Source organism: Fictibacillus halophilus (assembly GCF_042680145.1).
Classification (GTDB): Bacteria; Bacillota; Bacilli; order Bacillales; family Fictibacillaceae; genus Fictibacillus; species Fictibacillus halophilus_A.
Genome location: NZ_JBHTNQ010000001.1, coordinates 771,925 through 797,420 on the forward strand (window position 1 = coordinate 771,925; position 25,496 = coordinate 797,420).

A 25,496-nucleotide genomic window follows, 5' to 3' on the forward strand; every position below is an offset into this window, starting at 1 on the left:
TTTTTTATACCATATTTGCGGGTATACGAAAAAGAGTACCCCTTTATTGAGAACTAGTTGTTTCGAAAGATGTGTATGTGTAAAGATGAGAAGGAGGGATCGGTTTGCCTGTACAGAACGATCAATTAATTCAAGCAGACCCTTTTGTGTTAAGCAAATCCGAAGTTCTTCACGCTGTAAAGATGTACCTGAACCGTGAAGGCTATGAAACAAGAAATCTTGGAGATCTATGCGGTATTGATCTGGCGGCAGCAAACGAATACCATACGTTGTTGATTGAAGCGGAAGGAAACCATGCTGAACACCACGAAAAAGAAACAGTTTTTACGGGGAGCCAGCTGGATACCCATCTTAGCTGTCAGCTCGTAAAACTGCTGAAAAACTATGAGAAGAATCCAGCAAAGACACTGGTAATGGCAAATCCAGATACCCCTCGATTACGAAAGACGGCAGAATATATAAGGCAAGCGCTTGATGATCTCGGCGTTGTCCGATTTTGGGTCAAAGCGGATGGAAGTATTGAGTGGGAATAAAAAGAAACAAAAGAAAAGCACCGGAGATAACACTCCGGTGCTATTTTACTTTTTCGATTGTATCATGGCTTTGTTCATATAATTCAGGCAGTACGTTCATTTCTTCTATATCACGTTTCGTTTTTTCGGTACCTAGCAAATAGAGATAGCGGAAGACTTCATAAATGAGCTTGCTGTCTTTACCTCGGTGATACTCAGCGTTAGATTCTTCGAAATGCCTTTTAGGCGAAAAGATGTCCAGTCCTTCTTGTTTGCTGTTAGCATGCATCTCATGGAATAAATGCTCAAGCTGCTGTTTCTCATCATAAGAAGCCTGTATTTCAAAATAATGAATATGATCATCTGTTGGAAGCGGCTGAATATCACCTTTAGCGGTAACAAAATAAGTTTCTTTTTGTTCCATATCAAAAACCTCCTTTTTCTTTCCATTCCTTCTGAAAGAGTTTTTAAAACATGAGGAAGGAGGTATTAGTAAATATGAAACAAAAAAGAAGCTATTAGGAGCATAGCTTCTTTTAATACAGATCTGCATTTCGTTTTAACAAAGAATACACATACATATCGTAAAATTCGCCTTCTGCTTTTTGGTACTCTTTTAAAAGTGCCTCTTGATTAAACCCGAGCTTTTCTACAAGTGCTCTTGATGAGGAATTCTCTGGTCTGATGGTAGCTGCAATCCGGTTAAATTCCATTCCATTAAAACCATAATGAATAATCGCTCGTAATGCTTCATTCATAAAGCCTTTATGCCAATATTCTCGGTTAAGTTCATATCCAACCTCTGTGCGCTGATCCGACTTGCTCCAATTATGAAACCCGCACGTGCCAATCAGTTTATCCTCACCTTGGAGAACGATTCCCCAGCGAATAGCACTTCCAGACTTAAACCCCTCTTCAAAGGCTTCAATGAGTGAAAAGGCCTCTTCTTCTGATTTCAAAGGTTCCATCCCGTAAAATTGCATTGCTCCTGCATCTGAAAAAGTGGAGAAAATCTCAACGATATCAGATTGCAGTACTGGCCGAAGCTTCAGCCTCTCTGTTTCAATCACGGGGAAATTATCATACGTGCTCAAAAAAAGCACCTCCTTTTATGAAATAGATTTAAGTTTCATTTCATCTATAAAAAGCTGTGTTAAATAAGGATCCCACTGTGTACCTTTTCCATCTTCCAAGATCGCCAAAGCTTTTTCATGCGTCATTCCTTTTCGGTATGGTCGATCGGAAGTCATGGCATCATAAGCATCTGCAACTGCAATAATCCTTCCGAAAATAGGTATATCCTCTCCTGCAAGCTGTTCGGGATAGCCGTTCCCATCATACCGCTCATGATGATAACGCACACCAGGAAGCAGCGGCTTCATCGCATCAAATGGCTGAACCTGTGCTAGTATATCTGCTCCGATAACCGGGTGCTTTTTTATTTGTTCGAATTCCTCGGGGGTCAGTTTCTCTTCCTTTAAAAGAACGATATCAGGTATTCCAATTTTGCCGATATCATGAAGCAGTGCAGCCTTCCTGAGCTGAAGAAGCTGCTGAAAAGGAAGACCAGCCATTTGGCCGATTTTCATAGCATAATCTGCAACACGGAGGCTATGACCAGCTGTATATGGATCTCTTGCATCCAATGTAGCCGCCATCGTCGCAAAAAAGCTCTCAAGCAATTGTTTGTTTTCATGTTCACGAGACTGGATGGCCCGAGCCATATGGTTGAATCCTTTAATAAGCTTTGAAAACTCATCCGAATATAGATCATCTACTCTTGCGTTTGAGTTGCCTGTACGGACTTCATACATACCAGCTTGAAGTTCATTCATGGGCTGCTGTATATCCTTAAAAAGAAGATATGCACCAAAAATAGCAAAGGAAATACCTATAAGAAGTACGAAGAATGCCCAGCTCCAATAAGAACCGTTAACTGGTGATGATAGTTGATAAAGCCTTACCTGATTTGCTAAAGCGAACAATAAAAGTGGAAATGTCCCGATAAAAAGTGTGCTCCACTGAATTTTGCGCTGGATAGAAATATGTCTGGAAGTTGCTAGAGACAAAATCACGCCATGATCTTTCAGCGTTTTCTCCTGAATATTTCTTAAAACAGGCTGAACAGCTTTTGTCGTTAAAAAGAACTCTATGATCGCATGCATGCCTGCAACTAAAATCGCCCCGAGTGAGGCAAGATATATGTAGTAGTAAGGTAAAGATAAGTATTCAAAGTAAATGGCAGCAGCCGTTAAACACACCGCAGGAATAGACAGGCCGAAAAGGTGAGGACCAAGGATCCGCTTCACTGTCCGAATCGGGAAATGGTGTGCATGAAAATATGCTTTTTCCGCTAACTGCAATGCTGGTTGTTTTTTATTGAAATATGTACGAAAGACAGAAGTATGCATACGGAAAAACAGATATTCTAATAAAAACATGATTATGCAGGAAGATACAAGTATACCGCATAATACAATGATTTCCTTGGCCGAAAAACGGAGTGTTGTGAATAGAAAGACGCCGCCAACTCCTAAAACCGCAGCAGTTGAACCAATTACATAATTCTTTAATAAACGTCTTTCAAATTGTTCCTGAACAGTCAATACTCCACCCGCCTTTCTTACTATTACTTTTAAAAAGATACTAATAGCATACCTTACAAAAACTTGGAAAAAAAGCTATTTTTCTACACTTTCTTACATTTTTTGTAGATTTTCTTACTTACGTATTATGAATATCGTATTTTTTTTCATTTCCTTTAATAAAAGGTGCCAATGAAGGGATGATGCGGACTACATGGGGATAATTCTTTAAAGTATAGCATGAGTGTGAAATGTACAAAATACACGGGATGGATAAATTCTAAGGAAAACGGGTATGAAATGGTATACGCATGTAAGAAGGGAGCTAGAATAATGTCATTAACAACACAAGAAATGGACCATTTTAAACAAATCTTAATTGCTCGTAAAAATGAAATAAAAGAAATGAGAGAGAGAAACGACTCTTTTGGAAGTGATTCGGAATTTCCTAAAGAATCCACGGGGGAATTATCAAACTATGATAATCATCCAGGAGATCTTGGGACAGAGCTTTTCGAAAAAGAAAAAGACATCGCATTAAACGACCTCCATGAAAAAGAGCTGGAGGATATCGATGCTGCACTTAATAGTATTGAAAGAGGGAAGTATGGTGTTTGTAAAACTTGCGGAGAAGATATCTTACAAGAAAGATTGGAAGCTATTCCATCTACACTCTACTGCAAGGAACACAGCCCTGGTCAGCATTCATCAGATGACAGGCCAGTAGAGGAAGCTGTATCTGGTCCGGACTATTCGAGAAGAAGTAACGATGGGAAAGATGCCACTTTCTTTGACTCGGAAGATGCTTGGCAATCCGTAGCGAAGTACGGAACAAGTGAAACTCCGTCAGACTTCACAAATCCTGAAAAACATGACTATAACGAGATGTACGAAGACTCAGATGATGATGATGGTTATGTAGAAAACTATGAAGGTTTTGTAACAACAGATATAACAGGGAAAGAGAGAAATGTTGTACAAAACCGCAAACATGAAGAGTACGAGGAAGAACTAGATCGAGAAGAAGAAAGACAGTTAGACCGGGACAAGTACGAGAAATAAACACAAAAAACAGTCCATGTGTTCGATGCATGGGCTGTTTTTATATGCCTTTTAACAGCTGAAAAAATAAATGACAAGCGAAACCAAGTAAACCTGCCCCTGCTAATCCTGTCATTGCTCTGATGGTTGTATCGTTAATGAGTGTACGGAAAAAATGAACGGTAAAAGCAACATTAATATTCCATAAAATAATGCCAGCAATAATAAGCAAACTTAGATAAGCATTTATCCACCATTCAAAATCACTAGGAATACTTTGCAGCGTTCCTCCATAAATACCAAACCAGAACAAAAAATTAAAAGGGTTCATCAATGCGAGTATAAAACCTGTCCAAAAAGGTTTTTGTTCAGGTTTCTCTTCTTTAACCGAAATAAGCCTTTTTTGTGACCAAGCCATTCTTATCGTTGAAATTCCTAAGTACGTAAGCATGATAATACCAGCAAAAAGCATAGTGATTTGTACGATAGTATACTGCAGGAAAGGCGATAGACCTAAAAAAATCATAAGCATGAAAATAAAATCTGCGCTTACTGCTCCTAATCCGACGAGCAAAGATGGCCAGAAACCGCCTGATAATCCGCGTTTGATCATTTCAAGTTTTATCGGACCTAAGGGAACGGCTAAACTGATTCCGAGCATCATAAAATGAAAACTTAAAACCCAAAACTCGCTCAAACGTACTCCTCCTGAGGATTGTGCTTGTCTATCTTTCTTCAAGAATATGAGTACATGAAATAGATTATTACGGCAGGAAATGTAAAAAGTTTAACGAACAGTACATTAAAGGTTGTAACTATCATCTGCTAAAAGGAGCCAAGTCCGTGAAAAAAGCGTGTTTGCTTATCATTGATGTGCAAAAAGGTTTTGATGATGTAGATTTTTGGGGAGAACGAAACAATCCGAATGCCGAAGTAAAAATGCTTACATTGATAGATGCATTTAGAAACACGAATTTACCCGTTTTTCATGTTCAGCACCAGTCGGAAAATGAGAATGCACCTCTGCATCCGACGAAATTAGGTTATCAGCTGAAAATAGGATTTGAGCCAAAAGAGAATGAACCTCTTTTTATTAAGAGTGTAAATAGTGCATTTATTGGAACAACACTAAAGGAAGAGCTGGACAAACAAGGAATTCATCAGCTCATTATTGTGGGATTAACGACTAATCATTGTGTATCAACAACGGTAAGGATGGCTGCTAACTACGGGTATGGCGTTTCTTTAGTACAAGATGCAACGGCAGCTTTTGCTGTAACTTCCTATAATGGAAGAAAATTTTCAGCTCAAGATGTACATGAGTCAGCTTTGTCGCATTTACACGGGGAATTTGCTGAAATCTTAAGTACAGAGGAAGTTTTGGCGAAATGGGTAAGATCATCGCACTATATCCAATAAAACATAGACAATATTCCCCAGGAAATGTCGGATACTGTTAATGGTTTAGAGGTTTTATTTTAAGGGAAAAATGAAAAAACAACATAATAAGATAATTTAGAGGTGTCATAAAAACATGTGGAAAAATCAGATAGAAAAGCTGATGAGAGAACCGGAACAAGAATTAGAGTTTTGGAGAGAAGAGGATCAGCAAAAAGAACTTGTTAGAATCCGTTATGTCCCCCAAGGTGAGGGAGGATATTTTCAAGTTACCTATTTAGACGAAGAAGAAGGCATCATCGGTTCACAAGTTCTTGATGAAGTAGAAGACGCAGAACGATTTTTAAAAAAGAATCAACCAGCTACTTAAATAAACCAGAGGATCAGTCCTCTGGTTTTTTATTATTTAAATTTCTTTTCTCGAAGCCATTCCGCCGAGTGTTTTTCACATATCAGAAGGTCTTCAAATTCACCATTTTTATATTGAGAAAGTATTTCTTCTGCCGTTTGATGAGCAAGCTTCAGCTCTTCTTTTGATATTTCTCCATTATTAAAGGCTGCCATTAATTCATTATCATCGAGAATGAAAATTTCCTTATCAGGCAGGATTACGATATCCAAATCGAGATCTAAAAACCAAGGGATTCCTTCCTCATCTACACCATGCTCTTTGCACATATCAATATAGAACTGAACAACGTCTCCGTTTTGATCCAATACAGTAGTTATTGTATATTTTTCACCTTCTGGAAAGTGCTGCAGCCAGGTATAACCAGAGTCTGCTATACATACTTCATGATTTTTGTATTGAACGACGAGTGGATCTGACACATTTTTTAGATGAATCACCGTTACTTTACCTTTAAAGCAGCCTTCTTCTTTATGAACGACTTCAAAGGTTCGGTCTGTAACTCTTTTCCAATCGGGTCTGTCTGCTCTTTTATGTTCCATACGCACCTCCAAGTTTTGTAAAATTATAGCAAATTTTGTTTGTGAAAGGAAGGAAACGTATGAATAAAGAAGAAATTAGTATATGCAAAGAACGGAGGTAAGACATAATGAAAAAATTGCATAAAGAATTAGAAGCCTTCCAATTAGAAAAAGGGTGGGAAATCAGCCAGCAAAATTCAGAAAGAAGCATTGAATCACTTTTGCTCAATCATATGCTGCTGACGACTGAAATTGCTGAAATAGCAGAAGAACTCCGAAAGCTGATGAATCTCTATTTCGAAATGAAAGAAGGAGGTATCGACAAAGAACATTCGTTTTTATTGGCTAAAAAAGAAGTAGCTGATGATATGGGAAAGGAAATAGCGGACAGTATCGCATATCTGTGCAAGTTTGCGACATTTTTTGACAGGGACATAGAAGAAGATGTTCGAAATAAACTTCACGAAATAAATAACCGTAAGAAACCAAATCTCCAAAAAAGAATAAAGGAAGAGGTGAAATAATGAACATTAAAGCGGATAAATATGAGTTAACGTCACATGACGGAACAAAGATTGCTGCATACGATCATGGAGGATCAGGAGAGTTTTTGATTTTCCTTCATTATTTAGGTGGAAGTGCACCGTTATGGCATCCGGTTATTCCGCACTTTTTGGATAAATACCGGGTTGTGACCTATGACATGAGAGGACACGGTCTATCTGGCCAGCCAGATGACGGCTATACCTTTGAAGATACAGCTAAAGATCTAGAGGCAGTGATGGAATTCTTTTCTATTAAAAGTGCTCATCTTGTTGGAAGTTCCTATGGTTGTATGGTCGGGGCATATTTTGCTTCAACCCGTATTGACCGTGTACTGTCACTTGTAAATTCAGAAGGGGCTCTCGTCAATAATACAGGTGATGATGGGTTGTATGATGAATCGTTGGAAGAGCATATCGCAAAGTTTAGAGATCAATTAGATACAGAGTATGATTCTGTAGAAGCGTACAAGGAATATTATAAAGAAAACTGGAAACCTTGGAATGAGGCAAGGGCTTATTATGTGGAACACTATGTACCTCGCATGAAAGAAAACGGAAAAGTCGGACCGCGCACAACGGGTGCGACGATGGAAAAGATTATCGCAGAAATTTATTACACCAACTTTTTAACCTGGTATGAGAAGGTAAAGTGTCCTGTCTTGTTCTTGCCAGCAGAAACAGAAGGAGATCTGGCTAAAAAAGAGAGGTTCATTGAAAGAGCTTCAAACGTTCTTCCTTTTTGCAGAAAGGTCATCATTCCAGGAACGACTCATTTAATGATGTACGATCATGAAAAGGAACTTGTCCAAACGATTAAAGAATTTTATGCTGATATTCCTGTCTCAGTCAAATAAGAAAGGAGCTCCTCAAAAAAGGGAGCCCTAATTTTATGAATGCTGCTCTTTCTTTGCGTTCTTTCGTTTGTAAAACTGTTCTAATGCCATGCATGTCAGCATTCCCATGATCAGTCCGTTGCTCAGAAGAGTTACGATGATACTTGGCCATTCTTTTAAAGCCGAAGCTGGAATGAACAAACTGCCGATGCCGACCATTAGAGATGTGCTGATAATAAATAGATTTGTATCGGATTTCAACTCTGATTTATATTCTCTGAACGCAAGGCCGATCATGCTGGAGAAAGGCAGGAATATGGTCGCATACCCTACAGGTGCGGGAATACCTGCAAAGAAAAAAGTGAGCGGCGGAAAAAAGCTGATGATGATTATGAACGCATTTCCCAAAATGAAAGCTAATCGGCTAAACATCTTTGTAGTTAAAATGAATCCTGAAGCACCAGATATCGGTACACTGGCTACGGCCGAGAATAGACCTGCGATCCACGTATTCAGTCCCATAATAATAGACGAGCGGTTGTAGTTGATAGGTTCGTATTTTTCATTTTCTGACCCATACGCTTTTTCCACCACGTTGATGCTGGCTACCATATTTGTCAGTAATAATAGCCCCACAAAAAGAGAGGTAAGAATTGCTCCTCCTGATAACTCAGGCATACCCCACGCCAGCCATTCAGGAAACGCGATTACTTTCGTAGATTGCATCGTTTCCTTCGTTAAGTTTAATAGTTTAAACAACCCCCATCCCAATATCAGTGAGATAAGAATGGAATAGCTCCGCAGCCATCGTACTTTCGATTTTCCTAGGACGATAGATAATACAAGGATGAAAAGTGATGCAGCTGCAACTTTCGCATCTGCACTTTCTTGCAGATATCCGATCCCAAGTATTCCTTTTATAAAAGAACCGCTCAATTGTGAAACTAGTAAAATAAGATATGTTCCTGTTACAAGAGGAGTAAAGAGTGCTCTGACCGAAGTGATAATACGAAAAGCACCAAGCAGAAAAAATAGAATTCCGCTGATCAGCATACCGGCTGTCAGCTGCTGTAACCCATTGGCAACTGTCAATGCCCCAGATGCAACAATGCCTGCATATACGGTAAAAACTCCCCACCATAATCCAGCTGGACCTTCGTTAATTGGAAGTTTATGGCCGAATAAGACTTGTAGAATAGCAGAGAGTCCAATGATAAAAAAGGAGCGCTGAAGAAGGTCTGCTGTTTCTGCTTGTGTCATTCCGAAAGCATCGCCAATCGCGATCGGTGCTACAAGACTGCCTGCCAATATAAAGACCATCCATTGAAGTGAGGAAAAGGTTAATTTCATGAGAACACCTACTGTTATGTATTTCTTAATTTTTATTATAGACCTTAAACTATATTAGCAGAAGGAAAGAGGTTTAGAAGGGAGCAAAGTAAGGGTAATTTTCTGTAAGATACAATCACAACAAGAGGTTTGAATTTTCTGTAAATATTTTTTCGGTCTATCCTCATAAAACATATGACATACCCGAAACATATAGACACAGGTAATGACGAACCATAAACAAAGGACGATCTAAGATGCAGAAACTTACACACGATGATGTTATTCAATGGTTAGAGAAACATCTATTGGACTTTGAACAGTTTACGCCTTACTTGTTTACTTCCCAATGGATTCATTCCTTTTGCAAGGATAAAGAAAATGGAAATGAATTCGAAGTGAAGTGGGATACATCTGGTCAAGAGTTGTTCTTTAGATTGCTGGACAACCTGGATCAGGATAGTAAATGGAAATGGCTTGGGACTTTTAATAACACAGGAGAGGTGAAATCATGAGAATTGATGGACAACAACCGGTACAAAGAAAATACGATGTAAATAAAATGTATCAACAGCCTTCTGTTAAGCCTCCGTCATTTGCCAAAGACGAACTATACATATCAAACGAGGCAAAAGCATTGAATGATAATGCTCAGCTAAACATAAGAGAAAAGAAACTTTTGGATATAAAAAAACGCATCGATGCTGGAGAGTACCAGATCAATGCGGATGAAATTGCAAAGAAGATTTCACAGTTTTACTCAATTTAATTATTTTTTGTTGTTCGTGCCGCTTCTCTGTCTCAACAGAGAAACGGCATTTTTTATGAAAGGCGGTATGGGAACATTCAACCTGCCTGCATTTTCAATCATGGATAATAATTCATTTGATAAATAGAAAAAGATTGTGGCGGATTGGATATATAAGCCGCCTAATAATTGATCGAGAGAATGGGCTACTGCAACTATGGCAAAAACCATTACCTTCTTTAATATTCCCTTAAAGCCAACCTTGCTGTTCAATTTTCCTTCATAAGCTGATGCTGCCATACCAGTGATATAATCCAGTACAACGAATAGAACTAATGTTTTGAATAAAAGGCTTGGTGTTCCAAACAGGAAACTCGAAATCGCTCCTATAGAAACAACGGCCATGTGGTAAAACATTGACCATCTTTCCACTCTAAATTCCTCCCTTATCTCCCAATAATTTAGTATATGCTTGTTCATCAGCATCTGAAATGGCGAATGCCTAATGCTTGTCCTCCTATTTTTTAGAAGGTTTATTTCAAATGTGTTAAATAGTCAAAAAATTTAAAAAATAACGAGTCAGACACGCACTATATCTGTTACAATGAAACAAATCCGGAAAGGGAGGAAAGAAATGCAATGAACAAAATTACGTTAGGCTTGCCTCCACATTGCCACAAAGTATCTTGTGACGGAAGAATGATCAAAATTAAAGACTCAGGAAACAACAAATGGGCGTTTCCGCTCTCTGGAACAGAAAACGCAGTTGTTGAAGAAGTAAACGATGAAACAGGACTACTCACCATTCATGGAAAGGATAAGATACTGGCAACCCTTGAAATGCCGATTCGATTTTGTGAAGTGGGAAGAGGCTGGCTTCTTGATAAGTTACCTAAAAAGAAACGTGTAAAAATAAAATAAAAATTGCCGCACAGCTGGGACGATCTGGCTGTGCGTTTTCATTTTATAAATCGTTTTGTTATTTAAAAAAGAGACATGGACAGTAAAATATTTTTATATCAACAACAACAGACTTGAAGGAAAATAATGTTATAATGATGAGGTAACCGTGTAGATGGGGTGAATGAATTGGGAATGACACGCCTGCCTGCACACTTAAATCACATCGCTTGGAACCGGAAAATTATTAACGTTTTTTGGGTGATTGTCTTTGTGTCAGTGTGCGTTGAGGTAATCAACAGCTTTTTTACAGAAAGACCATTAAAGGAATTTTATTTAGAATTCGTATTATTACCTACGCTTCTTCTTTCAATGGCGGTTTTCATCGCAGAATGGGGATATAGAAAGCAGGGTAAATACACTGACTATATCATTATAGGGGCAGCTAATTTAATCTCAGGAATCTTAGTAGGTGTACACTCCGAGATGTATGTGATGTATGCTTGTTTATTCTTTCCGATGCTGATCTCTACTATATATTTTGATAAGAAGAAGATCTGGGTCTCTTTTGGACTGAGTTTACTGATTTATTTAGGATTATCAGCTTTTCATCCTATTGTAAGAGAACTAAATGATGTTATGGCACAGCTGTCGATGGCGTGCATCTTGCTGACATCCACAACGATCTGTATCGGTATCATGAGCAGGGGGTATGAAATTGGGCAGCATTTAATAAAAGCCCAAGCTGAACACCAAGAGCTGATGGTTAAGTCTACGATTATGGAAAAACAAGTGAAGACGGATGCTCTCACGGGTTTGTACAATCATATGGCATTCTATGAATATATGGATGTATTGCTGCTGCAAGCAGATACTTATCATTATCCGCTCCACTTAACCGTTATCGATATTGATAATTTTAAAAAAGTAAACGATACTTATGGTCATGGAATAGGTGACATTGTCTTAAAAAGAATTGCAGCTGCAATAAAGGAAAATGTATCGACAGATGATTTTGTCGCCCGATATGGCGGGGAAGAGTTTGTCGTTATACTAAATGATGTTGATGAAGATAAAGCTTTTAAAATTCTTGAGAATATTAGATCTGTTGTACAAGGTCTGGAGCACCCTGAGATCATAGAAGAAAGTGTAACAATCAGTGCAGGTCTGCAAACATACCGGTCAGGCATGCACAAACAAGCGTTTTTTGAGGGTGCAGATAACAGTCTGTATGTCGCTAAACGCCAGGGGAAGAATCGTGTAATCATTCAGGAGTGCAGCGGGGCAATACAAATTTGATAAGCAATAATTCAAACAGTAAGGAGAAAATCCTTGCTGTTTTTCTTTTTCTTCTAAAACTCTTGTCCATGCATATGTTTGTAAAGATATGGCCATGGAGGTGAGGGCATGAGTGGACGGATAAAACAAATATTACAGATTGCCGCCACTTACATCGGCACTGTTGTAGGTGCCGGGTTTGCTACGGGAAGAGAAATCGTTGAGTTCTTTACGAAATACGGTTCAGCTGGATTTGCTGGCATTCTAATAAGCGGGTTCCTATTTATAGTAATTGGTACAAAGCTGATGATTATGGCTAGAAGAATAGGAGCATCTTCATTTGATGATATGAATCATCACTTATTCGGAAAAGCAGCATCTCGAGTTGTAAACATATTGATGCTTATTATGCTATTTGGGGTAACTGGTGTCATGCTATCCGGAACAGGAGCATTGTTTCGGGAACAACTTCATCTGCCATTTCAGGCGGGAGTAATTTTAACGCTTATCGTAACGTATTTTGTAATGAAAAAAGGAATAGATGGAATTTTGTGGACCAACTCACTGATCGTACCGATTATGATTTTGTTTTCATTAGTATTGTCTTTTTCAATGTTTGATATAGGAGGACGGCAGCTTTTTGTAGCCGAGGATTTTACTGGAGGATGGAAATGGCTAGTCAGTCCTTTTACTTACGCAGCTTTTAACTTAACCTTGGCACAGGCAGTGCTTGTTCCTTTGTCGCGGGAAGCAGCTGATGAATCAGTTATCAAATGGGGAGGATTCTTAGGCGGAATAGGACTTACGTTTATCCTGTTAAACAGCCATTATGTCCTTTATTCAGTTCCGCGTGTGCTGAGCTACGAAATTCCGATTGCGGAAATAGTTGGCGGGCTCGGAATCATGGTACATTACTTTTTTGTCCTCGTAATCTATGGTGAGATCTTCTCTACACTGATCGGTAATTTATTTGGTCTTGCCGGCTCACTTAGAAAGAATGTAAGGCTATCAAGCAATGCGACATTAATTTCCTTGATGCTGGGAAGCTATTTGCTGAGCCAAGTAGGCTATGCAGAACTGCTTCATTATTTATATCCGGTCTTCGGGATGATTGCTTTAATATTTTTAACGGTTGTTTCTGCTAAAAAGCTTAATTGATGAATACATTGAAATATATGATGAACCGAAATTGCTGGAAGGGAAAAAAGTAAATGGCGTATTACAATAAATTAGTCCGTGATAAAATACCAGAATTGCTTGAACTCGCGGGAAAAAAAGGGACATTCCGCATTCTTGGAGATAAAGAGTTTGAGAGTGAATTAAAGAAAAAGCTCGCTGAGGGTGTGAAAGAGTACCGAGAAGCGGTAAGTGAGAGAGATGCAGCCGAAGAACTGGCAGGTTTGTTTGAGATTTTGATTTCGCTTACAAAAGTGCACCATCTCACATTAAGGGAACTGGATGAGATCAGGCAGGAGAAAGCGAAAAAGCATGGCCGATTCCATGAGCGCCTCTTCCTGATCAAGGTGGAAGACTAAAGTGGGGTCTGACCCCAGACAAATACAAATCACTGATTTGTATTTATCAGAAAGACATAATGTATTATTTTGATAAATTATGTGATGGTGATGCATTTTTATGTGATTACCTCGATTTTTTATGTGATTATCTTCACTTTTTATGTGATGAGGCTTAAAAATTATGTGATTAATCTATATGGAACTATGAATCTTATAAACAAGCAAAAACAGGTGCTCTTCTCATGCTTGTTTTTGCTTGTTTCAATTTCAAAACAGATAAAACAGGAAAAAACATGCAAAAAATATTTGACAAACAAGCATAATGCCGCATATGATTAGAGTACCACGTGGAAATAAGAGGTAATGGAGGAAAATTATTATGTTTTCTGAAGAAAGAAGAGAAAAGATCTTAGAAGTGTTAAAAAATGAAGGTCGTGTTCTTGCAAAAGAGTTATCAGATGTCCTCCAAGTTTCAATTGATTCGATACGCCGTGACCTTTCAACATTAGAAGATAAAGGGCTCGTCAAACGTACACATGGCGGTGCAATACCTGTGACAGAAGTGAAGAAAGGCCCTCCTGCTCCGGCAAAACGCTACTCAGAAGGATCAGAACACGAGAATGCCATTGCGAAAGAAGCAGCAAAATGGATTCAAGCAGGAGATACACTTTTTATCGGTGGAGCTTCTATCCATTATGTCCTTCTCAGACATTTACCTGAAGTTCCACTCACGATCGTTACAAATTCCTTAAAAATAGCTGATGCACTTCGTGAGCGGGAGAACATCGATTTATATTTAATCGGAGGAAAAGTGAAAAATTCCGGCAATATGACAGATGCTCTTGCAACACAGCTTGTAAATCAATATTCATTTGACCTCACATTCGCAACAGGCGGCGGAATTTCAGAACGCGGAATAAGTACTGCTACCCCTGAAGCAGCTGCTTTCATGAAGGCTGTTGGCTCAGTATCCAGAAAGAGTATTGGCCTTTTTCCACACTATAAAGTCGGAGTTAATGCTTTTGCGAATGTTGGACCGGTTTCGAATCTGCAAGCCGTTATCACTGATGATGAATCAGTACGAGATCATCTGCAAGCAATCGAACAGCAAGGTGTTAAAATCATCATCGCAAGCACAGAAAAAACACGAACCGAAAACGCAGAATAATTCCATATCAAACAAAAAGACCCCCGAATGGAGGTCTTTTTTATTCACTATGCATCATTAAGGCCAGGTCGCCAACTTCTGATTTAAGGAATACTAACGGTCCACCGTTCCCGATAGAACCGTTTTCTATATTTGGCAGCTTTATAATTTCTTCGCCGATTGAATTACTCATTTGGGTTCGCAAGTGCTTCGGCTGTTCTTTTGTTTTGACAGTAATATCTCCTACGTCAGACTTTGCCGTAATGTCTTTCTCGATATTTTGCACATGTACTTCAATGTCTCCAACATCTGACCTAGCCGAAACAGCTCCCACTACATCCTTAATAAAGATATCTCCCATGTCAGTACTTATCTCAACATGGTCTGCTTTTACATCATTTAAGGTGATGGAAGCAGCATCTGAATTTACTTGCAGCAGTTGAAATTCTTCTCTTGGCAATTTTACGATTAAATGATAATCACCTGAAAAAACTGAAAAGAAATGTACTGTTCTTTTTTCTGTAACATCAATATTAAGATTGTTATTCTCATTTGTTACAGAAAGATGTAAATTATCCGCATTCTTTTTTTCGATTTTCCCTTCCATTCGAACTTCTATTTTGTCACTGTTATGCGGCTGAACAGTAACATCTCCTATACTGGTTGAAACTTCTATATCCTTAATATTTTTAGCAGAGAGTAAGTGCTTCTCTTCAATTTTTGCAAGATTAAACGGGGATTCCCCCATTACAAACAACACAACATTTCCTGCGATTGAGAGCCCAATCAGGATACACGCAACACGTACGATCAGTTTAATATTCATGTGTATTTCCTCCTAATAATCCTGAGGTTGAACGTTAGATAGCTTAATGTCATTTTGTATACCACTCGTGAGGCTTTTAATGCTCCTGTAAAAAAGAGAAGACCTATTCCAATTAAACCGAGAATCAAGAATATTTCTTTTAAGAATGTTACTGTTAGTCCGTCTTGAATCAACAGCAGGAAAGGTGAGATGAGAAGTGCTCCCGATACGATAATGAGTACTACTGGTATCAGGATTAAAACGATAAATGGTGCGAGTACAAAAATTAAATTGAACAAACCTAATCCGAGAGTCGCAAACACTGCACGGGTAACAGAGTGTAAAGATGGATCTTCTTCTGCTCTTGAGATTTCAGATTGAGCTAGGAGTTCCTTTGCTATTTTTCTTGGACTGCCAAGGCCTGAGATAATATCCTCATCCGATCTGCCGCTTTCTTGTGCCATGTTAAAATGTTCCTCATAATCTTCAAGAACTTCTCTTTGTTCATTGAGAGGAAGCGATTTTAGTTCTTCTGCTAATTCATTTAAATACGTTTTTTTATTCACTTGTTATTCCTCCTCCAGCATTTCATTTACACCTTTTGTGAACTGCTGCCAATCTTGTAAAAGTTCATTCTTCAGCTCAATGCCTTTTTCCGTTATTTTGTAATACTTTCTAGGAGGCCCTTCGTTTGATTCCATAAGATAGGTTGAAAAGAGACCTTCTTTTGTAAGCCTTCTTACAAGAGGGTAGATGGTACCTTCAGAGATCTCGAACTTTTTTGAGATCTCCTCCACTAGCTCATAACCATAACGGTCTTTCTTTGAGGTAAGAACAAGTACACATAGTTCAAGAACACCTTTTTTAAATTGGACATTCATCTTTCCACATCACCACTTTACTCAGTACTGTTTATTGCAAGGTACTATATATGTAATATATTACTATCAGTTTTTCAAATAGCAAGCCCGAATTTGGAAATATATTGATAAAAATAGAGTGGAAGATTTTCTGACACATCAAATGTTCTATAAGCAGGTTTGCTTTGTGCTTACTAAAAAAGCAGTACTGACAGGAAATGAGGTGAGAGTATTGCTTCATTCTTCACATTTTTCATCCGAAGAAAAATTGAGAATACGTGAGCTGAAAAGGAAAATAAGGTCTGTAACTGTTCCAGATGAAAAGAAGGAGCTAGAAAAACAACTAAATGACATGATGGAAAAAGCGTTTATAAAAAAGCAGCTTTTAAGGCGAAACGAACTTTAGAAAGTCCGTTGTCCGCTCCAATTTTATAGAAAACCTTTGCAAAAAACTGAATTGCCTGTCTATTATGGAAAGCAGTGACAATTTTGACTTGTTTATGTTAAAGTGACACTAGTATTTTTCAGATGGACAAACGTTTTCTAAGGAGTGGACACAGCATGAATCAAGAAGCAGCATTGAAAAAAGACATTGGGCTTTCTGTAGCCATGTCCATCGTTATTGGAACGGTAATTGGATCCGGTATCTTTATGAAGCCTGGAAGTGTTTTGGAATACACTGGGAATTCAAACCTGGCTCTGTTGGCGTGGGCTCTTGGCGGTCTTATTACACTTGCTGGCGGGTTAACGATCGCTGAAGTAGCGACACAGATCCCGAAAACGGGCGGTCTTTATGTGTATATGGAAGAAGTATATGGCAAGGTCTGGGGTTATTTGAGCGGATGGGTGCAGACAGTCATCTATGGACCAGCCGTAATTGGAGCGCTTGGCTTGTACTTTGGATCATTGATAGCAAATCTTTTTTCTTGGGAAAAATCGTTTGGTCCTTGGATTGGGATCGGAACTGTACTTTTTCTTACAATTGTAAATAATTTCGGAACAAAATATGGCGGTTTCGTACAAAACCTGTTCACGATTGGAAAGCTTGTTCCTATTGCTCTGATTATCGTGTTTGGGATTGCGCAGGGGAACGAACAGATCTTAAATTCTTCAAGCGGATCTGTAGTTGAAATCAGCATGGGAGCAGCAATTTTAGCAACTCTATTTGCATATGATGGCTGGCTTATGGTTGGATTTGTAGCGGGGGAGATGAAGAACCCAGGGAAGACATTGCCTAAAGCAATTATTGGCGGCATATTGATCGTAATGGCTGCGTATCTTCTAATAAATATCGCATTGCTGCATATTCTGCCAGCTTCTGAGATCGTGAGACTTGGTGAAAACTCTGCCGCATCTGCGGCAACGATACTTTTTGGGCCATTAGGGGGTAAACTGATTGCGGTCGGTATTGCAGTATCGATCTTTGGCTGCTTAAACGGTAAAATCTTAACGATTCCTCGTGTGCCGTTTGCAATGGCGGAACGAAATCAGCTTCCGATGGCAAAAACGTTCAGCAAAGTTAGCGAGAAGTACGGTACCCCAATCGCCGCAACGTATTTGCAGGTTGTTATTGCAATCATTATGATGATTCTGACTGATCCTGATTATCTATCAGAAATGGCGATCTTTGCTGTTTATATCTTCTACATTTTTGCATTTTATGCGGTGTTTAAGCTTCGCAAGAGTAATAAAGGGGCAGCACGCGTTTACAGTGTGCCATTATTCCCGGTCGTTCCGATTTTTGCGATTATCGGTTCAATGTATATTGTCGGTGCTACAATTATGAATAATCCGTTTGATAGTTTTACAGCCATATTCATAACCGTGGCAGGACTGCCAGTCTATTATTGGCTGCAGCGGAAAGATCAAACTTACTAATAAAATGTAAAAAAAAAGACCCTCACTGGGGTCTTTTTTTTATTGTGCGATATTATTTGAACGTTTCGCTTTATAATGTGACTCAAGCCAATAGGATATAACATCTAATCCGTCCTGGTTCAATGGTCTCGAAGGAAGGACCTTCATCAGCTTCTTTACTTTTACCATGGTTTTGTCTTCCTCCTGAAAACGGAAGCCATGCTCCATATTTTTAATAATATGAGTCTCAGAAGGTCCCTTTACTAGTGTGTGAAGCTCCTCTAAGAGGGCTGGATTAACAAGTGCATCTTTGTCACCGCAAATTGCTATAACAGGATAGTTTATCTTTTTCAAGTCTTCTCTGGGGTTATAGGCAAAATGCTCTCTGAACCACTTTGCAGGCTGTTTAAATAGGTATAAAACTTTGTAAACATCTTTATTAGATTCTGTCATTTTCTGTATTTGTTTTTGGGTTTTAACTTCTGCTTTCTTTTCATTTATAAGTAATCTCATAAGGAATCCTTTTAGACCTTTAGAGCTCTTTAATTCTTGGTATGTAAATAACCTTTGATATGTTGTAAATTCATCTAAATTACCAACTCCGCCAGATAGAAGCATCAATCCATTTAGTGTTTGCCTTTCCGATAATGCTGTACCTATTATTGTACCTTCACTGTGACCTGCAACGATAATTTTATCTGGATCAACAAGAGGATGGTTTTTAAGGATTTGAAATACCTGTTCCGAATCCTCAACAAGCTCCCAAAGGCCGGTTGATAACCAGTCTCCCTCACTTTTACCCGTACCTCTTTTATCGTATCGAAAAGTGATAAAACCTAAATTCGTTATGTATTCAGCAAGTTCTTTATAAATATTTAGCTGATACTTACCCTTCGGACCATTTCCATTTCGATCTAGAGGACCAGATCCAGAAATGAGCAGAACGGCTGGATATTTTTCAGTGTTGTTGATGGTTTCGGGGATTGTGAGAGTACCATACAATTTTTTATTCCCTGCTATTTCAATTTCTTTTTCTGTGAATAATGGAGTCACATTTAAAACCTCCGTCCTCAAAATGGAAAATACTTCTTAATATTGATATTAGTACAAAGGTTTACAAATGCAATATTTATTTTTCTGTAGCGATCAATAATAAAACCCGTCAGGAGATTCCTGACGGGAGAATATGAATAATAATAGCTTATACGCTTAATAGTTCTTTCATTTCACGGTAGCGAGATGAAAGGCTTGCTGGTGACACGCCGTATTTCTTGGCTGTTTCAGCTTGTGTGGAGTTAATGCCTCTGATATCTTTTGATACGAGGTAATCCAAAGCTGCAGCATAGATTTCTTCTTTACGAATGGCTGGCTTTGATTCGTTGATGTATTCACTCCAAAGTTTTTCAGCCTCTTTAACCACTTCTGTTTCCGCATTAGCTTTAACAAGTTCAGTTACAGCTGTGTACTTTTCATCTTTCTCTTCCGAGTCACTTGAAGTTTCTGCATTTACAGCTGCTACAGGCTTTTCAGTACTAGCTTGCTTTTGTTCTGCTTTAGGCTGCGGAACCCCTGCCGTTATATCAATTAAAGAAAGCTGCAGTACAGCCGGGAATTGTTTTTTGAAAATCTCTTTTGCATCTGCTAAAGGCTGCAGTTTCTCAACCGCTTCTTTTAATGGCGGCAATTCAGAAATAGGCATCTCTACATAGCCGACATAAAATTCGTAATTGATGCCGTTCGATACGAGTGTTCCTAGCAATGCGCTGTCTGTTTTCGGTTTATCAGCAGCGTTGATTGTCACATCGTACTCTTTCTCTGTCCATATGTCTTTCACGGTAAAAATAAAGCCAGTTTTTTGCTCTACGACTTTATAAAGTGAAGGTACTGTATTTGTCCAGCCGGCTAAGATCTCGGCAACTTCAGGCTTAACAGAGTTCTTCACCTTTTCGACATAAAGCTCAACAGGTGTTTTGCCGCCTTTTATTTCAGAACAGAAAACTTCCCAGCAAACAGCGATGTTCGCATACGTCTGCTCCTGGTCCTTGCCAACCGGATATTTTTTCACATACTCAGACGTACGTGCTGCTAAATCCTGCTGATAGTTCTCAAGGGCAAATTTGATGAGTCCTTCTTGATGAAAAGACACTTCGCGTGTTTGCTCTTCTTTATGTAAGCAACATTTTTTATATTTTTTTCCGCTGCCACAATAGCACGGATCGTTTCTTCCTATCATTGACATGCTATTCCTCCAGTTAAACCACTTACTTATCCTGTACATACTAGCATAAATCGGATTTTTTTCAAACTACTAATCACCAGACAACATTTTATCATAAAAAAGGTTAAGAAAAAATCATTCAATAGGTTGGTTTTTCGTGGCCTGAAACCTTTATTTAGTAAAAAGCGTCTAAGCAGAAAAGGGGGATTTACGATATGTGGAAATTATGGAAAGTGTGGGTATTGATCTGTGTCTTATTAATAGGAGCCTGCAGCAGCAATGGAGGAAGTAAAAAGGAAGCTGAATATAACATGGCAGGTGGCGACAGCTCTGAAGCTAAGACGGAAGTTTCAAAGTCATCTGCTGATGAAGGGACAGCTTCATCCGAGAAAAGTGAAAAGAAACAATCTATCCAAGATCAGCGGAAAGTTATCTATAACGCAGATCTGCGAATAACCGTAGAAAAGCTGCAGAACGCGATGGAAACGGTGCGGAAGATGGTTGAGGATAAAGGAGGTTACATCGTTGAATCCAACACGAATATCGGTGAGAAAGGCTACCAAGATGGGATGATGACAGTACGTGTTCCGATGAATGGTTTCCGGCCGTTTTTGCAGGAAGTGAAGGATATAAGTGAAGGGACTCCGCATGAAAGTGTGCGAGGGGAAGATGTTACAGAAGAATATGTGGATCTGTCTTCTCGATTAAAAGCGAAGCAGCAGGTGAGAGATCGGCTTGAATCCTTTATGAAAGAGGCTGAAAGAACGGAAGACTTATTAAAAATCTCTGAAGACCTTGCTAGAGTACAAGAAGAAATTGAACAGATTGAAGGAAGGCTTAATTTTTTAAAAAATCAAAGCGATTACTCGACAGTTACTATCCAGTTTGAAGTGAAGAATCTGAAAGCAGAGAAGCTGCAGACAGGGGATTTAAACACTTGGAAAAAAACGAAGATGCTATTCATGGAGACAGTAAACTTCTTTGTTTCTGCGATTTCATTTATCGTTGTTGCACTATTTGGATTAGCACCTGTGTGGATTGTGCTGATACCCGTTGTATTCTGGTTATGGAAAAGGAAAAAAGGACAAAAGAAAAAGCCGGGTTCTCCGACATCCATGTAATAAGTAATTAAGTTTTGTTCATGTCAGATAACAGGTACGTCAGAAACACCCTCTGCAGCCCGGATTACAGTCCGGAAGCTGAAAGGGTGTTTTGGCTTTTACGGCACCTTTTTATGGTGAACCGTGCGCAAAAGCCTTATCCGAGAAAAGCTTTGTATTCTTCAGTCAGTTTCATAAAACGCTCTTTATCTTTTTGATCCAAGGCATTGTCGATTTCTTTTTCATAATACTCTTTGTAATAACTATGCAGGGCTTCATCCAGAACCATTTGGGCAATAAGGCTGAAGGCAAATGGGTCTCTTTTTTGTTGTTTGTACTGCACCATCTCATTTTGGTTTTTGTTAAAAGAAGTGTTTTTGTCTTTCATCCTGTTTCCCTCCTTGAAATTATCTCCCTATCCAATTTAACCTTTTATGTTTCTAGGTTTCTACTAGTATACTGAGCAAGGTGCCCAATGACAACCATTTTATTTGAAAATTCTGAAAAAATTTTTGATAATCATTCCAATGTACTGCATTTTCACCACCTTTTGGTAATTCTTTAATAGTTTGTGACATTATTACGGTTGACTTTCCCATTTGTTGCAAGTGTTATAATTTAGTGTTATTTATGTGTTTATATTGTGTTACTTACTATTTCCCCGTATTTTTGTAGGCTTAAACACTGAGAAACACATATTTGAAAAAAACGTTGACTTTTTAGATGGTATGTGAGTAGGATTGTGTTAAATCAATATCGTCATTTCCGCTAGGGGTGCTTATGTTTTTAAGCTGAGAGAAGGTTATAGCCTTCGACCCTTTGAACCTGATCCGGTTAATACTGGCGTAGGGAAGCGGCGTGGTCCATTACTATCTACAATCGTAATAGCCACCCGCTTTTTATTTGCGGGTGGCTTTTTGTGTTTATAGCTAAGGAGGGGAAACGTGATGGGACAATTAATCAAAGTATGCAAAGCACTGACAGTCGCTGGATCTGACAGTGGCGGCGGTGCAGGTATTCAGGCTGACTTGAAGACGTTCCAGGAATTTGGTGTGTACGGAATGTCTGTACTAACTGCCGTTACGGCTCAAAACACTACGGGTGTGCAAGGTGTGTATCCAGTTCCTCTGGATGGATTGGAGCAGCAATTAACTTCAATCGGAAGTGACCTTAAGCCTGACGCGGTAAAAACAGGCATGCTGTTTTCGGGTGTATATATTGAAACAGTCGCCTTTTTTATTAAAAAGTTTGGCTGGAGCAACCTGGTCGTCGATCCTGTTATGGTTGCAAAAGGCGGGGCAAGCCTATTAGGTGAGGATGCTCTGGAAGCGATGAAAATGTATATGCTGCCCCTTGCAAAAGTAGTTACACCTAATATTCCTGAAGCTGAAGCACTGACAGGGATAGAGATCACGAGTGATGAATCAAGGAGTGAAGCGGCACGCATCCTGTTTAATATGGGTGCTGATTATGTGGTGATAAAAGGCGGACATATGGAGGAAGAGTTTGTTTCAGACCTCGTCTACAACGGTGTTGAATTGTGGGAACTTGTAGATAAACGTGTTTACACAAAAAATACACATGGTACTGGCTGTACATTCTCAGCTGCAGTTGCAGCTGAATTGGCTTACGGTAAAACGTTGGAAAATGCCGTTCGAAATGCGAAAAAGTTTATCCAGACGGCAATCGAACACGGTATTGATGTCGGTTCCGGCCATGGACCGGTAAATCACTTTGCTTATAGGAGGATTCTTCATGAACAGCGCTAGAGTACAAGTTTGGAAAGCATATGTAGAACAGATCAGGAAAGAGCGGCCACTAGTCCACCATATTACGAATAATGTAACGATGAACTTCCTCGCCAACGGTGTTCTAGCTGCGGGTGGGAGTCCTATAATGGTTCACGACTTGAGGGAAGTAGAAGACGCAGTTGCGGTGTCAGATGCATTGGTGCTTAACATTGGAACTTTGGAAGAAGCTTCAGCTAAGTCTATGAAACTTGCACTTCGTAAGGCTATGCACACCGGAGTGCCTGTCGTCCTCGATCCCGTAGGAGTGGGGCTGTCTTCATTCCGCCAGGAAACCATTAAAGAATTGTTGTCAGAATATTCACAATTAAAGGGGGTCAGTCCCCAAACAGTTCTGACAATTTGCGGAAATGCGGCAGAGATGAAATTTCTCGCTGGTCTTGGCTGGGAAGGCCGGGGAGCGGACGGCGACCTCGGTAATTTTGAAGGTGATTTACACCAGCTTGCAATAACTGCTGCAAAACAGACAGGGTGCATTATAGCGATGACAGGTGAGAAGGATGTCATTTCAGATGGGGAGAGAGTTATCGAACTTTCACATGGTCACCCGATGCTTTCGCTAGTGACAGGAACCGGCTGTTTTGCTACTTCAATGATTGCTCTGTATCAGGCTAATCAAAAAGAAGAAGCAGTACACAAGCTTTCTTTTCTAGAGCGCACAGCTCTTGCGCTTCTGATGCTCACGAAAGCGGCAGAGGAAGCTGTGAAAACATCGAGAGGACCTGGAAGTTTTCAAACAAAGCTTTTAGATGAACTCTTTTTATTAGAAACTACGAAATCCATCTGGCAGGATGAGATCAACTGGCTGGAGAGCACAGCAGCAGTTGAAAGAGGTGCACACACATGACAGCACTCTCACAAGTAAACCTGGCTCATAAGCTATCACTCTATTTTGTAGCAGGCACGATGAACTGTCAGTCTCCAGAGTCTTTCCGTGAAATACTTCTTCAGGCTGTGAAAGGCGGCATCACAGCCTTTCAATACCGTGAAAAAGGTGCAAATTCTTTAAAAGGGGAAAAACGGTTTGAAACAGCAATGATGGCTAAAAAAATCTGTAGGGATCATGGTGTACTTTTTATTGTGAACGATGATCTGGAATTGATGAAAGCAGTGAATGCTGATGGTCTACACGTTGGACAGACAGATGGCAGTTTAGCTTTTCTTCGCAAAGAGACAGAAGGCAAGATCCTCGGCGTTTCCGCGCATACCATTGCTGAAGCAAAAGATGCTGTTGACCACGGGGCTGACTATATCGGAGCAGGTCCCATCTACGCAACTGTTACCAAACCTGATGCGAAGGAGCCTGTAGGAACAGGGGTTTTCAAAGAGTTCCGAACAAACGAGATAAGCGTTCCTGTTGTTGGAATTGGCGGAATCTCTTTGGTTAATGCTGCATCTGTTATCAGAGTGGGTGCAGATGGAGCGGCAATCATCTCAGCGATCAGTCAGTCAGAAGATCCAAGAAAAACATCTCGTGAATTGTTACTCGACATATTAAACGCGAAGAGGGGTTTGTAAATGAAGATTTCAGTTCAAAAGCTGACGGTTATGGCAATGTTTGTTGCTATTGGCACTCTGGCTTCACACATATTGTGGATTCCAGCTGGTGTTGCAAAAGCTTTTCCTGTTCAGCATGCGATAAATGTGATCGCTGGTGTAATATTAGGCCCGCTTCCAGCAGTGGTTGTAGCATTCGCCATAGGGCTTTTGCGTAATTTATTTGGTGTCGGTTCGCTGCTTGCCTTTCCAGGGGGGATGATTGGAGCTTTGTTAGCGGGGTATTTTTATAGAAGAGCTAAAACATATGGAGCAGCAGCGGCAGGTGAGTGGATTGGAACAGGTCTTATAGGAGCGATTATTGCCGTTCCGGTCGCAGCCCTTTTCTTAGGATCAAAGACAGGCGCATTTTTCTTCGTCCTTCCGTTTCTCACAAGTTCTGTCGCTGGTGGAATCATTGGATGGATGGTGCTCAGGTTGATTAGAAAAAGTTCATACGTAAATCTGAATGCAGAGTCGCACGAAAAATCTGTTTAAGCTATGCACCGAATAGGCCTCCACGCCGTACACTGAGTACTATCACCCGGT

Annotated in this window: 33 protein-coding genes and 1 riboswitch; of the genes, 20 read left to right on the forward strand and 13 right to left on the reverse strand. The window is 39.6% G+C overall.

The window, feature by feature from the left end; all coding sequences use genetic code 11:
* Window positions 1-104: 104 nt before the first annotated feature.
* Window positions 105-533, forward strand: a complete 429-nt coding sequence (locus ACFQ4X_RS04090) for a hypothetical protein (protein ID WP_379833285.1) — start codon at window positions 105-107, stop codon at window positions 531-533.
* Window positions 534-573: 40 nt separating this feature from the next.
* On the opposite strand, the gene ACFQ4X_RS04095 is transcribed toward ACFQ4X_RS04090, so the two are convergent.
* From ACFQ4X_RS04095 to ACFQ4X_RS04105, 3 genes are all read right to left on the reverse strand, one after another.
* Window positions 574-936, reverse strand: coding sequence for a hypothetical protein (locus ACFQ4X_RS04095; protein WP_379833286.1), 363 nt, complete (start codon window positions 934-936; stop codon window positions 574-576).
* Between the two features lie 112 nt (window positions 937-1,048).
* Complete coding sequence (locus ACFQ4X_RS04100) at window positions 1,049-1,606, reverse strand: GNAT family N-acetyltransferase (RefSeq protein WP_379833287.1); 558 nt, start codon at window positions 1,604-1,606, stop codon at window positions 1,049-1,051.
* 15 nt (window positions 1,607-1,621) lie between these two features.
* The gene (locus ACFQ4X_RS04105; protein ID WP_379833288.1) at window positions 1,622-3,118 is read right to left on the reverse strand and encodes an HD domain-containing phosphohydrolase; all 1,497 of its coding nucleotides are present in this window, start codon (window positions 3,116-3,118) and stop codon (window positions 1,622-1,624) included.
* A 312-nt stretch (window positions 3,119-3,430) separates the two neighbouring features.
* Between ACFQ4X_RS04105 and ACFQ4X_RS04110 the strand changes: the two genes are divergently transcribed.
* A complete protein-coding gene (locus ACFQ4X_RS04110; protein WP_379833289.1) occupies window positions 3,431-4,159 on the forward strand; it encodes a TraR/DksA C4-type zinc finger protein in 729 nt (242 codons plus the stop codon).
* A gap of 40 nt (window positions 4,160-4,199) precedes the next feature.
* Here ACFQ4X_RS04110 and ACFQ4X_RS04115 read toward each other — a convergent pair whose 3' ends face one another.
* Complete coding sequence (locus ACFQ4X_RS04115) at window positions 4,200-4,835, reverse strand: LysE family transporter (protein WP_379833290.1); 636 nt, start codon at window positions 4,833-4,835, stop codon at window positions 4,200-4,202.
* Window positions 4,836-4,981: 146 nt separating this feature from the next.
* Between ACFQ4X_RS04115 and ACFQ4X_RS04120 the strand changes: the two genes are divergently transcribed.
* On the forward strand, window positions 4,982-5,557 hold the full coding sequence (locus tag ACFQ4X_RS04120) for a cysteine hydrolase family protein (protein WP_379833291.1): 576 nt from the start codon (window positions 4,982-4,984) through the stop codon (window positions 5,555-5,557).
* Window positions 5,558-5,672: 115 nt separating this feature from the next.
* Entirely contained in the window at window positions 5,673-5,906 is a 234-nt protein-coding gene (locus ACFQ4X_RS04125) for a hypothetical protein (RefSeq protein ID WP_379833292.1), read from the forward strand.
* A gap of 32 nt (window positions 5,907-5,938) precedes the next feature.
* On the opposite strand, the gene ACFQ4X_RS04130 is transcribed toward ACFQ4X_RS04125, so the two are convergent.
* The gene (locus tag ACFQ4X_RS04130) at window positions 5,939-6,487 is read right to left on the reverse strand and encodes a DUF402 domain-containing protein (RefSeq protein WP_379833293.1); all 549 of its coding nucleotides are present in this window, start codon (window positions 6,485-6,487) and stop codon (window positions 5,939-5,941) included.
* Between the two features lie 107 nt (window positions 6,488-6,594).
* Here ACFQ4X_RS04130 and ACFQ4X_RS04135 point away from each other — a divergent pair, with 107 nt between their 5' ends.
* On the forward strand, window positions 6,595-6,990 hold the full coding sequence (locus tag ACFQ4X_RS04135; RefSeq protein ID WP_379833294.1) for a hypothetical protein: 396 nt from the start codon (window positions 6,595-6,597) through the stop codon (window positions 6,988-6,990).
* A complete protein-coding gene (locus ACFQ4X_RS04140) occupies window positions 6,990-7,865 on the forward strand; it encodes an alpha/beta fold hydrolase (protein ID WP_379833295.1) in 876 nt (291 codons plus the stop codon). The genes ACFQ4X_RS04135 and ACFQ4X_RS04140 overlap by 1 nt, the downstream gene beginning before the upstream one ends.
* Window positions 7,866-7,898: 33 nt before the next feature.
* On the opposite strand, the gene ACFQ4X_RS04145 is transcribed toward ACFQ4X_RS04140, so the two are convergent.
* Window positions 7,899-9,194 carry a purine/pyrimidine permease gene (locus ACFQ4X_RS04145; protein ID WP_379833296.1) on the reverse strand — a complete coding sequence of 432 codons (1,296 nt, stop codon included), beginning with the start codon at window positions 9,192-9,194 and terminating at the stop codon, window positions 7,899-7,901.
* 236 nt (window positions 9,195-9,430) lie between these two features.
* Between ACFQ4X_RS04145 and ACFQ4X_RS04150 the strand changes: the two genes are divergently transcribed.
* Window positions 9,431-9,688 carry a hypothetical protein gene (locus tag ACFQ4X_RS04150; protein WP_379833297.1) on the forward strand — a complete coding sequence of 86 codons (258 nt, stop codon included), beginning with the start codon at window positions 9,431-9,433 and terminating at the stop codon, window positions 9,686-9,688.
* Window positions 9,685-9,942: a flagellar biosynthesis anti-sigma factor FlgM gene (locus ACFQ4X_RS04155; RefSeq protein ID WP_379833298.1), complete on the forward strand. Its 258-nt coding sequence runs from the start codon at window positions 9,685-9,687 to the stop codon at window positions 9,940-9,942. The genes ACFQ4X_RS04150 and ACFQ4X_RS04155 overlap by 4 nt, the downstream gene beginning before the upstream one ends.
* On the opposite strand, the gene ACFQ4X_RS04160 is transcribed toward ACFQ4X_RS04155, so the two are convergent.
* Window positions 9,943-10,353, reverse strand: a complete 411-nt coding sequence (locus ACFQ4X_RS04160) for a phage holin family protein (RefSeq protein WP_379833299.1) — start codon at window positions 10,351-10,353, stop codon at window positions 9,943-9,945. It abuts the gene before it with no gap.
* A 207-nt stretch (window positions 10,354-10,560) separates the two neighbouring features.
* Here ACFQ4X_RS04160 and ACFQ4X_RS04165 point away from each other — a divergent pair, with 207 nt between their 5' ends.
* The 5 genes from ACFQ4X_RS04165 to ACFQ4X_RS04185 all read left to right on the forward strand — a co-directional run bounded on the left by ACFQ4X_RS04165 (window position 10,561) and on the right by ACFQ4X_RS04185 (window position 14,784).
* Window positions 10,561-10,842, forward strand: a complete 282-nt coding sequence (locus ACFQ4X_RS04165; RefSeq protein ID WP_379833300.1) for a hypothetical protein — start codon at window positions 10,561-10,563, stop codon at window positions 10,840-10,842.
* A 174-nt stretch (window positions 10,843-11,016) separates the two neighbouring features.
* Entirely contained in the window at window positions 11,017-12,120 is a 1,104-nt protein-coding gene (locus tag ACFQ4X_RS04170) for a GGDEF domain-containing protein (protein ID WP_379837030.1), read from the forward strand.
* A gap of 108 nt (window positions 12,121-12,228) precedes the next feature.
* Window positions 12,229-13,257, forward strand: a complete 1,029-nt coding sequence (locus tag ACFQ4X_RS04175; protein WP_379833301.1) for a YkvI family membrane protein — start codon at window positions 12,229-12,231, stop codon at window positions 13,255-13,257.
* A 53-nt stretch (window positions 13,258-13,310) separates the two neighbouring features.
* The gene (locus ACFQ4X_RS04180) at window positions 13,311-13,634 is read left to right on the forward strand and encodes a phosphoribosyl-ATP pyrophosphohydrolase (protein WP_379833302.1); all 324 of its coding nucleotides are present in this window, start codon (window positions 13,311-13,313) and stop codon (window positions 13,632-13,634) included.
* Between the two features lie 361 nt (window positions 13,635-13,995).
* Window positions 13,996-14,784, forward strand: coding sequence for a DeoR/GlpR family DNA-binding transcription regulator (locus tag ACFQ4X_RS04185; protein WP_379833303.1), 789 nt, complete (start codon window positions 13,996-13,998; stop codon window positions 14,782-14,784).
* 40 nt (window positions 14,785-14,824) lie between these two features.
* Here ACFQ4X_RS04185 and ACFQ4X_RS04190 read toward each other — a convergent pair whose 3' ends face one another.
* The 3 genes from ACFQ4X_RS04190 to ACFQ4X_RS04200 are packed head-to-tail and all read right to left on the reverse strand — an operon-like array spanning window position 14,825 to window position 16,449.
* On the reverse strand, window positions 14,825-15,589 hold the full coding sequence (locus ACFQ4X_RS04190) for a DUF4097 family beta strand repeat-containing protein (protein WP_379833304.1): 765 nt from the start codon (window positions 15,587-15,589) through the stop codon (window positions 14,825-14,827).
* Complete coding sequence (locus ACFQ4X_RS04195) at window positions 15,586-16,134, reverse strand: HAAS signaling domain-containing protein (protein WP_379833305.1); 549 nt, start codon at window positions 16,132-16,134, stop codon at window positions 15,586-15,588. Before ACFQ4X_RS04195 ends, ACFQ4X_RS04190 begins: the two co-directional genes overlap by 4 nt.
* 3 nt (window positions 16,135-16,137) lie before the next feature.
* The gene (locus ACFQ4X_RS04200; RefSeq protein WP_379833306.1) at window positions 16,138-16,449 is read right to left on the reverse strand and encodes a PadR family transcriptional regulator; all 312 of its coding nucleotides are present in this window, start codon (window positions 16,447-16,449) and stop codon (window positions 16,138-16,140) included.
* A gap of 166 nt (window positions 16,450-16,615) precedes the next feature.
* Here ACFQ4X_RS04200 and ACFQ4X_RS04205 point away from each other — a divergent pair, with 166 nt between their 5' ends.
* Together ACFQ4X_RS04205 and ACFQ4X_RS04210 are read left to right on the forward strand one after the other, a co-directional pair.
* Window positions 16,616-16,834: a hypothetical protein gene (locus ACFQ4X_RS04205; RefSeq protein WP_379833307.1), complete on the forward strand. Its 219-nt coding sequence runs from the start codon at window positions 16,616-16,618 to the stop codon at window positions 16,832-16,834.
* Between the two features lie 155 nt (window positions 16,835-16,989).
* Window positions 16,990-18,306, forward strand: a complete 1,317-nt coding sequence (locus ACFQ4X_RS04210) for an APC family permease (RefSeq protein ID WP_379833308.1) — start codon at window positions 16,990-16,992, stop codon at window positions 18,304-18,306.
* A 39-nt stretch (window positions 18,307-18,345) separates the two neighbouring features.
* Here the strand turns inward: ACFQ4X_RS04210 and ACFQ4X_RS04215 are convergent, their stop codons facing one another.
* Together ACFQ4X_RS04215 and ACFQ4X_RS04220 are read right to left on the reverse strand one after the other, a co-directional pair.
* Complete coding sequence (locus ACFQ4X_RS04215) at window positions 18,346-19,338, reverse strand: alpha/beta hydrolase family protein (RefSeq protein ID WP_379833309.1); 993 nt, start codon at window positions 19,336-19,338, stop codon at window positions 18,346-18,348.
* Between the two features lie 148 nt (window positions 19,339-19,486).
* Window positions 19,487-20,524 (reverse strand): YecA family protein, encoded by a 1,038-nt coding sequence (locus tag ACFQ4X_RS04220; protein WP_379833310.1) that lies wholly within the window; start codon window positions 20,522-20,524, stop codon window positions 19,487-19,489.
* A gap of 194 nt (window positions 20,525-20,718) precedes the next feature.
* Here ACFQ4X_RS04220 and ACFQ4X_RS04225 point away from each other — a divergent pair, with 194 nt between their 5' ends.
* Window positions 20,719-21,624 (forward strand): DUF4349 domain-containing protein, encoded by a 906-nt coding sequence (locus ACFQ4X_RS04225; protein ID WP_379833311.1) that lies wholly within the window; start codon window positions 20,719-20,721, stop codon window positions 21,622-21,624.
* 136 nt (window positions 21,625-21,760) lie between these two features.
* Here ACFQ4X_RS04225 and ACFQ4X_RS04230 read toward each other — a convergent pair whose 3' ends face one another.
* Window positions 21,761-21,991: an IDEAL domain-containing protein gene (locus ACFQ4X_RS04230; protein ID WP_226537230.1), complete on the reverse strand. Its 231-nt coding sequence runs from the start codon at window positions 21,989-21,991 to the stop codon at window positions 21,761-21,763.
* A gap of 372 nt (window positions 21,992-22,363) precedes the next feature.
* A riboswitch (TPP riboswitch) is annotated at window positions 22,364-22,472 on the forward strand.
* A gap of 90 nt (window positions 22,473-22,562) precedes the next feature.
* On the opposite strand from ACFQ4X_RS04230, the gene thiD reads away from it, so the two are divergent.
* The 4 genes from thiD to thiW are packed head-to-tail and all read left to right on the forward strand — an operon-like array spanning window position 22,563 to window position 25,445.
* Window positions 22,563-23,372: a bifunctional hydroxymethylpyrimidine kinase/phosphomethylpyrimidine kinase gene (thiD, locus tag ACFQ4X_RS04235; protein WP_379837032.1), complete on the forward strand. Its 810-nt coding sequence runs from the start codon at window positions 22,563-22,565 to the stop codon at window positions 23,370-23,372.
* Window positions 23,359-24,258: a hydroxyethylthiazole kinase gene (thiM, locus tag ACFQ4X_RS04240; protein WP_379833312.1), complete on the forward strand. Its 900-nt coding sequence runs from the start codon at window positions 23,359-23,361 to the stop codon at window positions 24,256-24,258. The genes thiD and thiM overlap by 14 nt, the downstream gene beginning before the upstream one ends.
* Complete coding sequence (gene thiE, locus ACFQ4X_RS04245; RefSeq protein ID WP_379833313.1) at window positions 24,255-24,929, forward strand: thiamine phosphate synthase; 675 nt, start codon at window positions 24,255-24,257, stop codon at window positions 24,927-24,929. Before thiM ends, thiE begins: the two co-directional genes overlap by 4 nt.
* Entirely contained in the window at window positions 24,930-25,445 is a 516-nt protein-coding gene (gene thiW, locus ACFQ4X_RS04250) for an energy coupling factor transporter S component ThiW (protein WP_379833314.1), read from the forward strand.
* Window positions 25,446-25,496: the final 51 nt, after the last annotated feature.

Excerpts from the sequence above, each read along its gene's own strand:
- ACFQ4X_RS04155 (WP_379833298.1), top strand. The coding sequence starts at position 9,685 with ATGAGAATTGATGGACAACAACCGGTACAAAGAAAATACGATGTAAAT.
- ACFQ4X_RS04185 (WP_379833303.1), top strand. The coding sequence starts at position 13,996 with ATGTTTTCTGAAGAAAGAAGAGAAAAGATCTTAGAAGTGTTAAAAAAT.
- ACFQ4X_RS04130 (WP_379833293.1), bottom strand. The coding sequence starts at position 6,487 with ATGGAACATAAAAGAGCAGACAGACCCGATTGGAAAAGAGTTACAGAC.
- ACFQ4X_RS04180 (WP_379833302.1), top strand. The coding sequence starts at position 13,311 with ATGGCGTATTACAATAAATTAGTCCGTGATAAAATACCAGAATTGCTT.
- ACFQ4X_RS04140 (WP_379833295.1), top strand. The coding sequence starts at position 6,990 with ATGAACATTAAAGCGGATAAATATGAGTTAACGTCACATGACGGAACA.
- ACFQ4X_RS04110 (WP_379833289.1), top strand. The coding sequence starts at position 3,431 with ATGTCATTAACAACACAAGAAATGGACCATTTTAAACAAATCTTAATT.
- ACFQ4X_RS04095 (WP_379833286.1), bottom strand. The coding sequence starts at position 936 with ATGGAACAAAAAGAAACTTATTTTGTTACCGCTAAAGGTGATATTCAG.
- ACFQ4X_RS04125 (WP_379833292.1), top strand. The coding sequence starts at position 5,673 with ATGTGGAAAAATCAGATAGAAAAGCTGATGAGAGAACCGGAACAAGAA.
- ACFQ4X_RS04135 (WP_379833294.1), top strand. The coding sequence starts at position 6,595 with ATGAAAAAATTGCATAAAGAATTAGAAGCCTTCCAATTAGAAAAAGGG.
- ACFQ4X_RS04225 (WP_379833311.1), top strand. The coding sequence starts at position 20,719 with ATGTGGAAATTATGGAAAGTGTGGGTATTGATCTGTGTCTTATTAATA.
- ACFQ4X_RS04190 (WP_379833304.1), bottom strand. The coding sequence starts at position 15,589 with ATGAATATTAAACTGATCGTACGTGTTGCGTGTATCCTGATTGGGCTC.
- ACFQ4X_RS04210 (WP_379833308.1), top strand. The coding sequence starts at position 16,990 with ATGAATCAAGAAGCAGCATTGAAAAAAGACATTGGGCTTTCTGTAGCC.
- ACFQ4X_RS04145 (WP_379833296.1), bottom strand. The coding sequence starts at position 9,194 with ATGAAATTAACCTTTTCCTCACTTCAATGGATGGTCTTTATATTGGCA.
- ACFQ4X_RS04230 (WP_226537230.1), bottom strand. The coding sequence starts at position 21,991 with ATGAAAGACAAAAACACTTCTTTTAACAAAAACCAAAATGAGATGGTG.
- ACFQ4X_RS04220 (WP_379833310.1), bottom strand. The coding sequence starts at position 20,524 with ATGTCAATGATAGGAAGAAACGATCCGTGCTATTGTGGCAGCGGAAAA.
- thiW (WP_379833314.1), top strand. The coding sequence starts at position 24,930 with ATGAAGATTTCAGTTCAAAAGCTGACGGTTATGGCAATGTTTGTTGCT.
- ACFQ4X_RS04200 (WP_379833306.1), bottom strand. The coding sequence starts at position 16,449 with ATGAATGTCCAATTTAAAAAAGGTGTTCTTGAACTATGTGTACTTGTT.
- ACFQ4X_RS04150 (WP_379833297.1), top strand. The coding sequence starts at position 9,431 with ATGCAGAAACTTACACACGATGATGTTATTCAATGGTTAGAGAAACAT.
- thiM (WP_379833312.1), top strand. The coding sequence starts at position 23,359 with ATGAACAGCGCTAGAGTACAAGTTTGGAAAGCATATGTAGAACAGATC.
- ACFQ4X_RS04175 (WP_379833301.1), top strand. The coding sequence starts at position 12,229 with ATGAGTGGACGGATAAAACAAATATTACAGATTGCCGCCACTTACATC.
- ACFQ4X_RS04165 (WP_379833300.1), top strand. The coding sequence starts at position 10,561 with ATGAACAAAATTACGTTAGGCTTGCCTCCACATTGCCACAAAGTATCT.
- ACFQ4X_RS04170 (WP_379837030.1), top strand. The coding sequence starts at position 11,017 with ATGACACGCCTGCCTGCACACTTAAATCACATCGCTTGGAACCGGAAA.
- thiE (WP_379833313.1), top strand. The coding sequence starts at position 24,255 with ATGACAGCACTCTCACAAGTAAACCTGGCTCATAAGCTATCACTCTAT.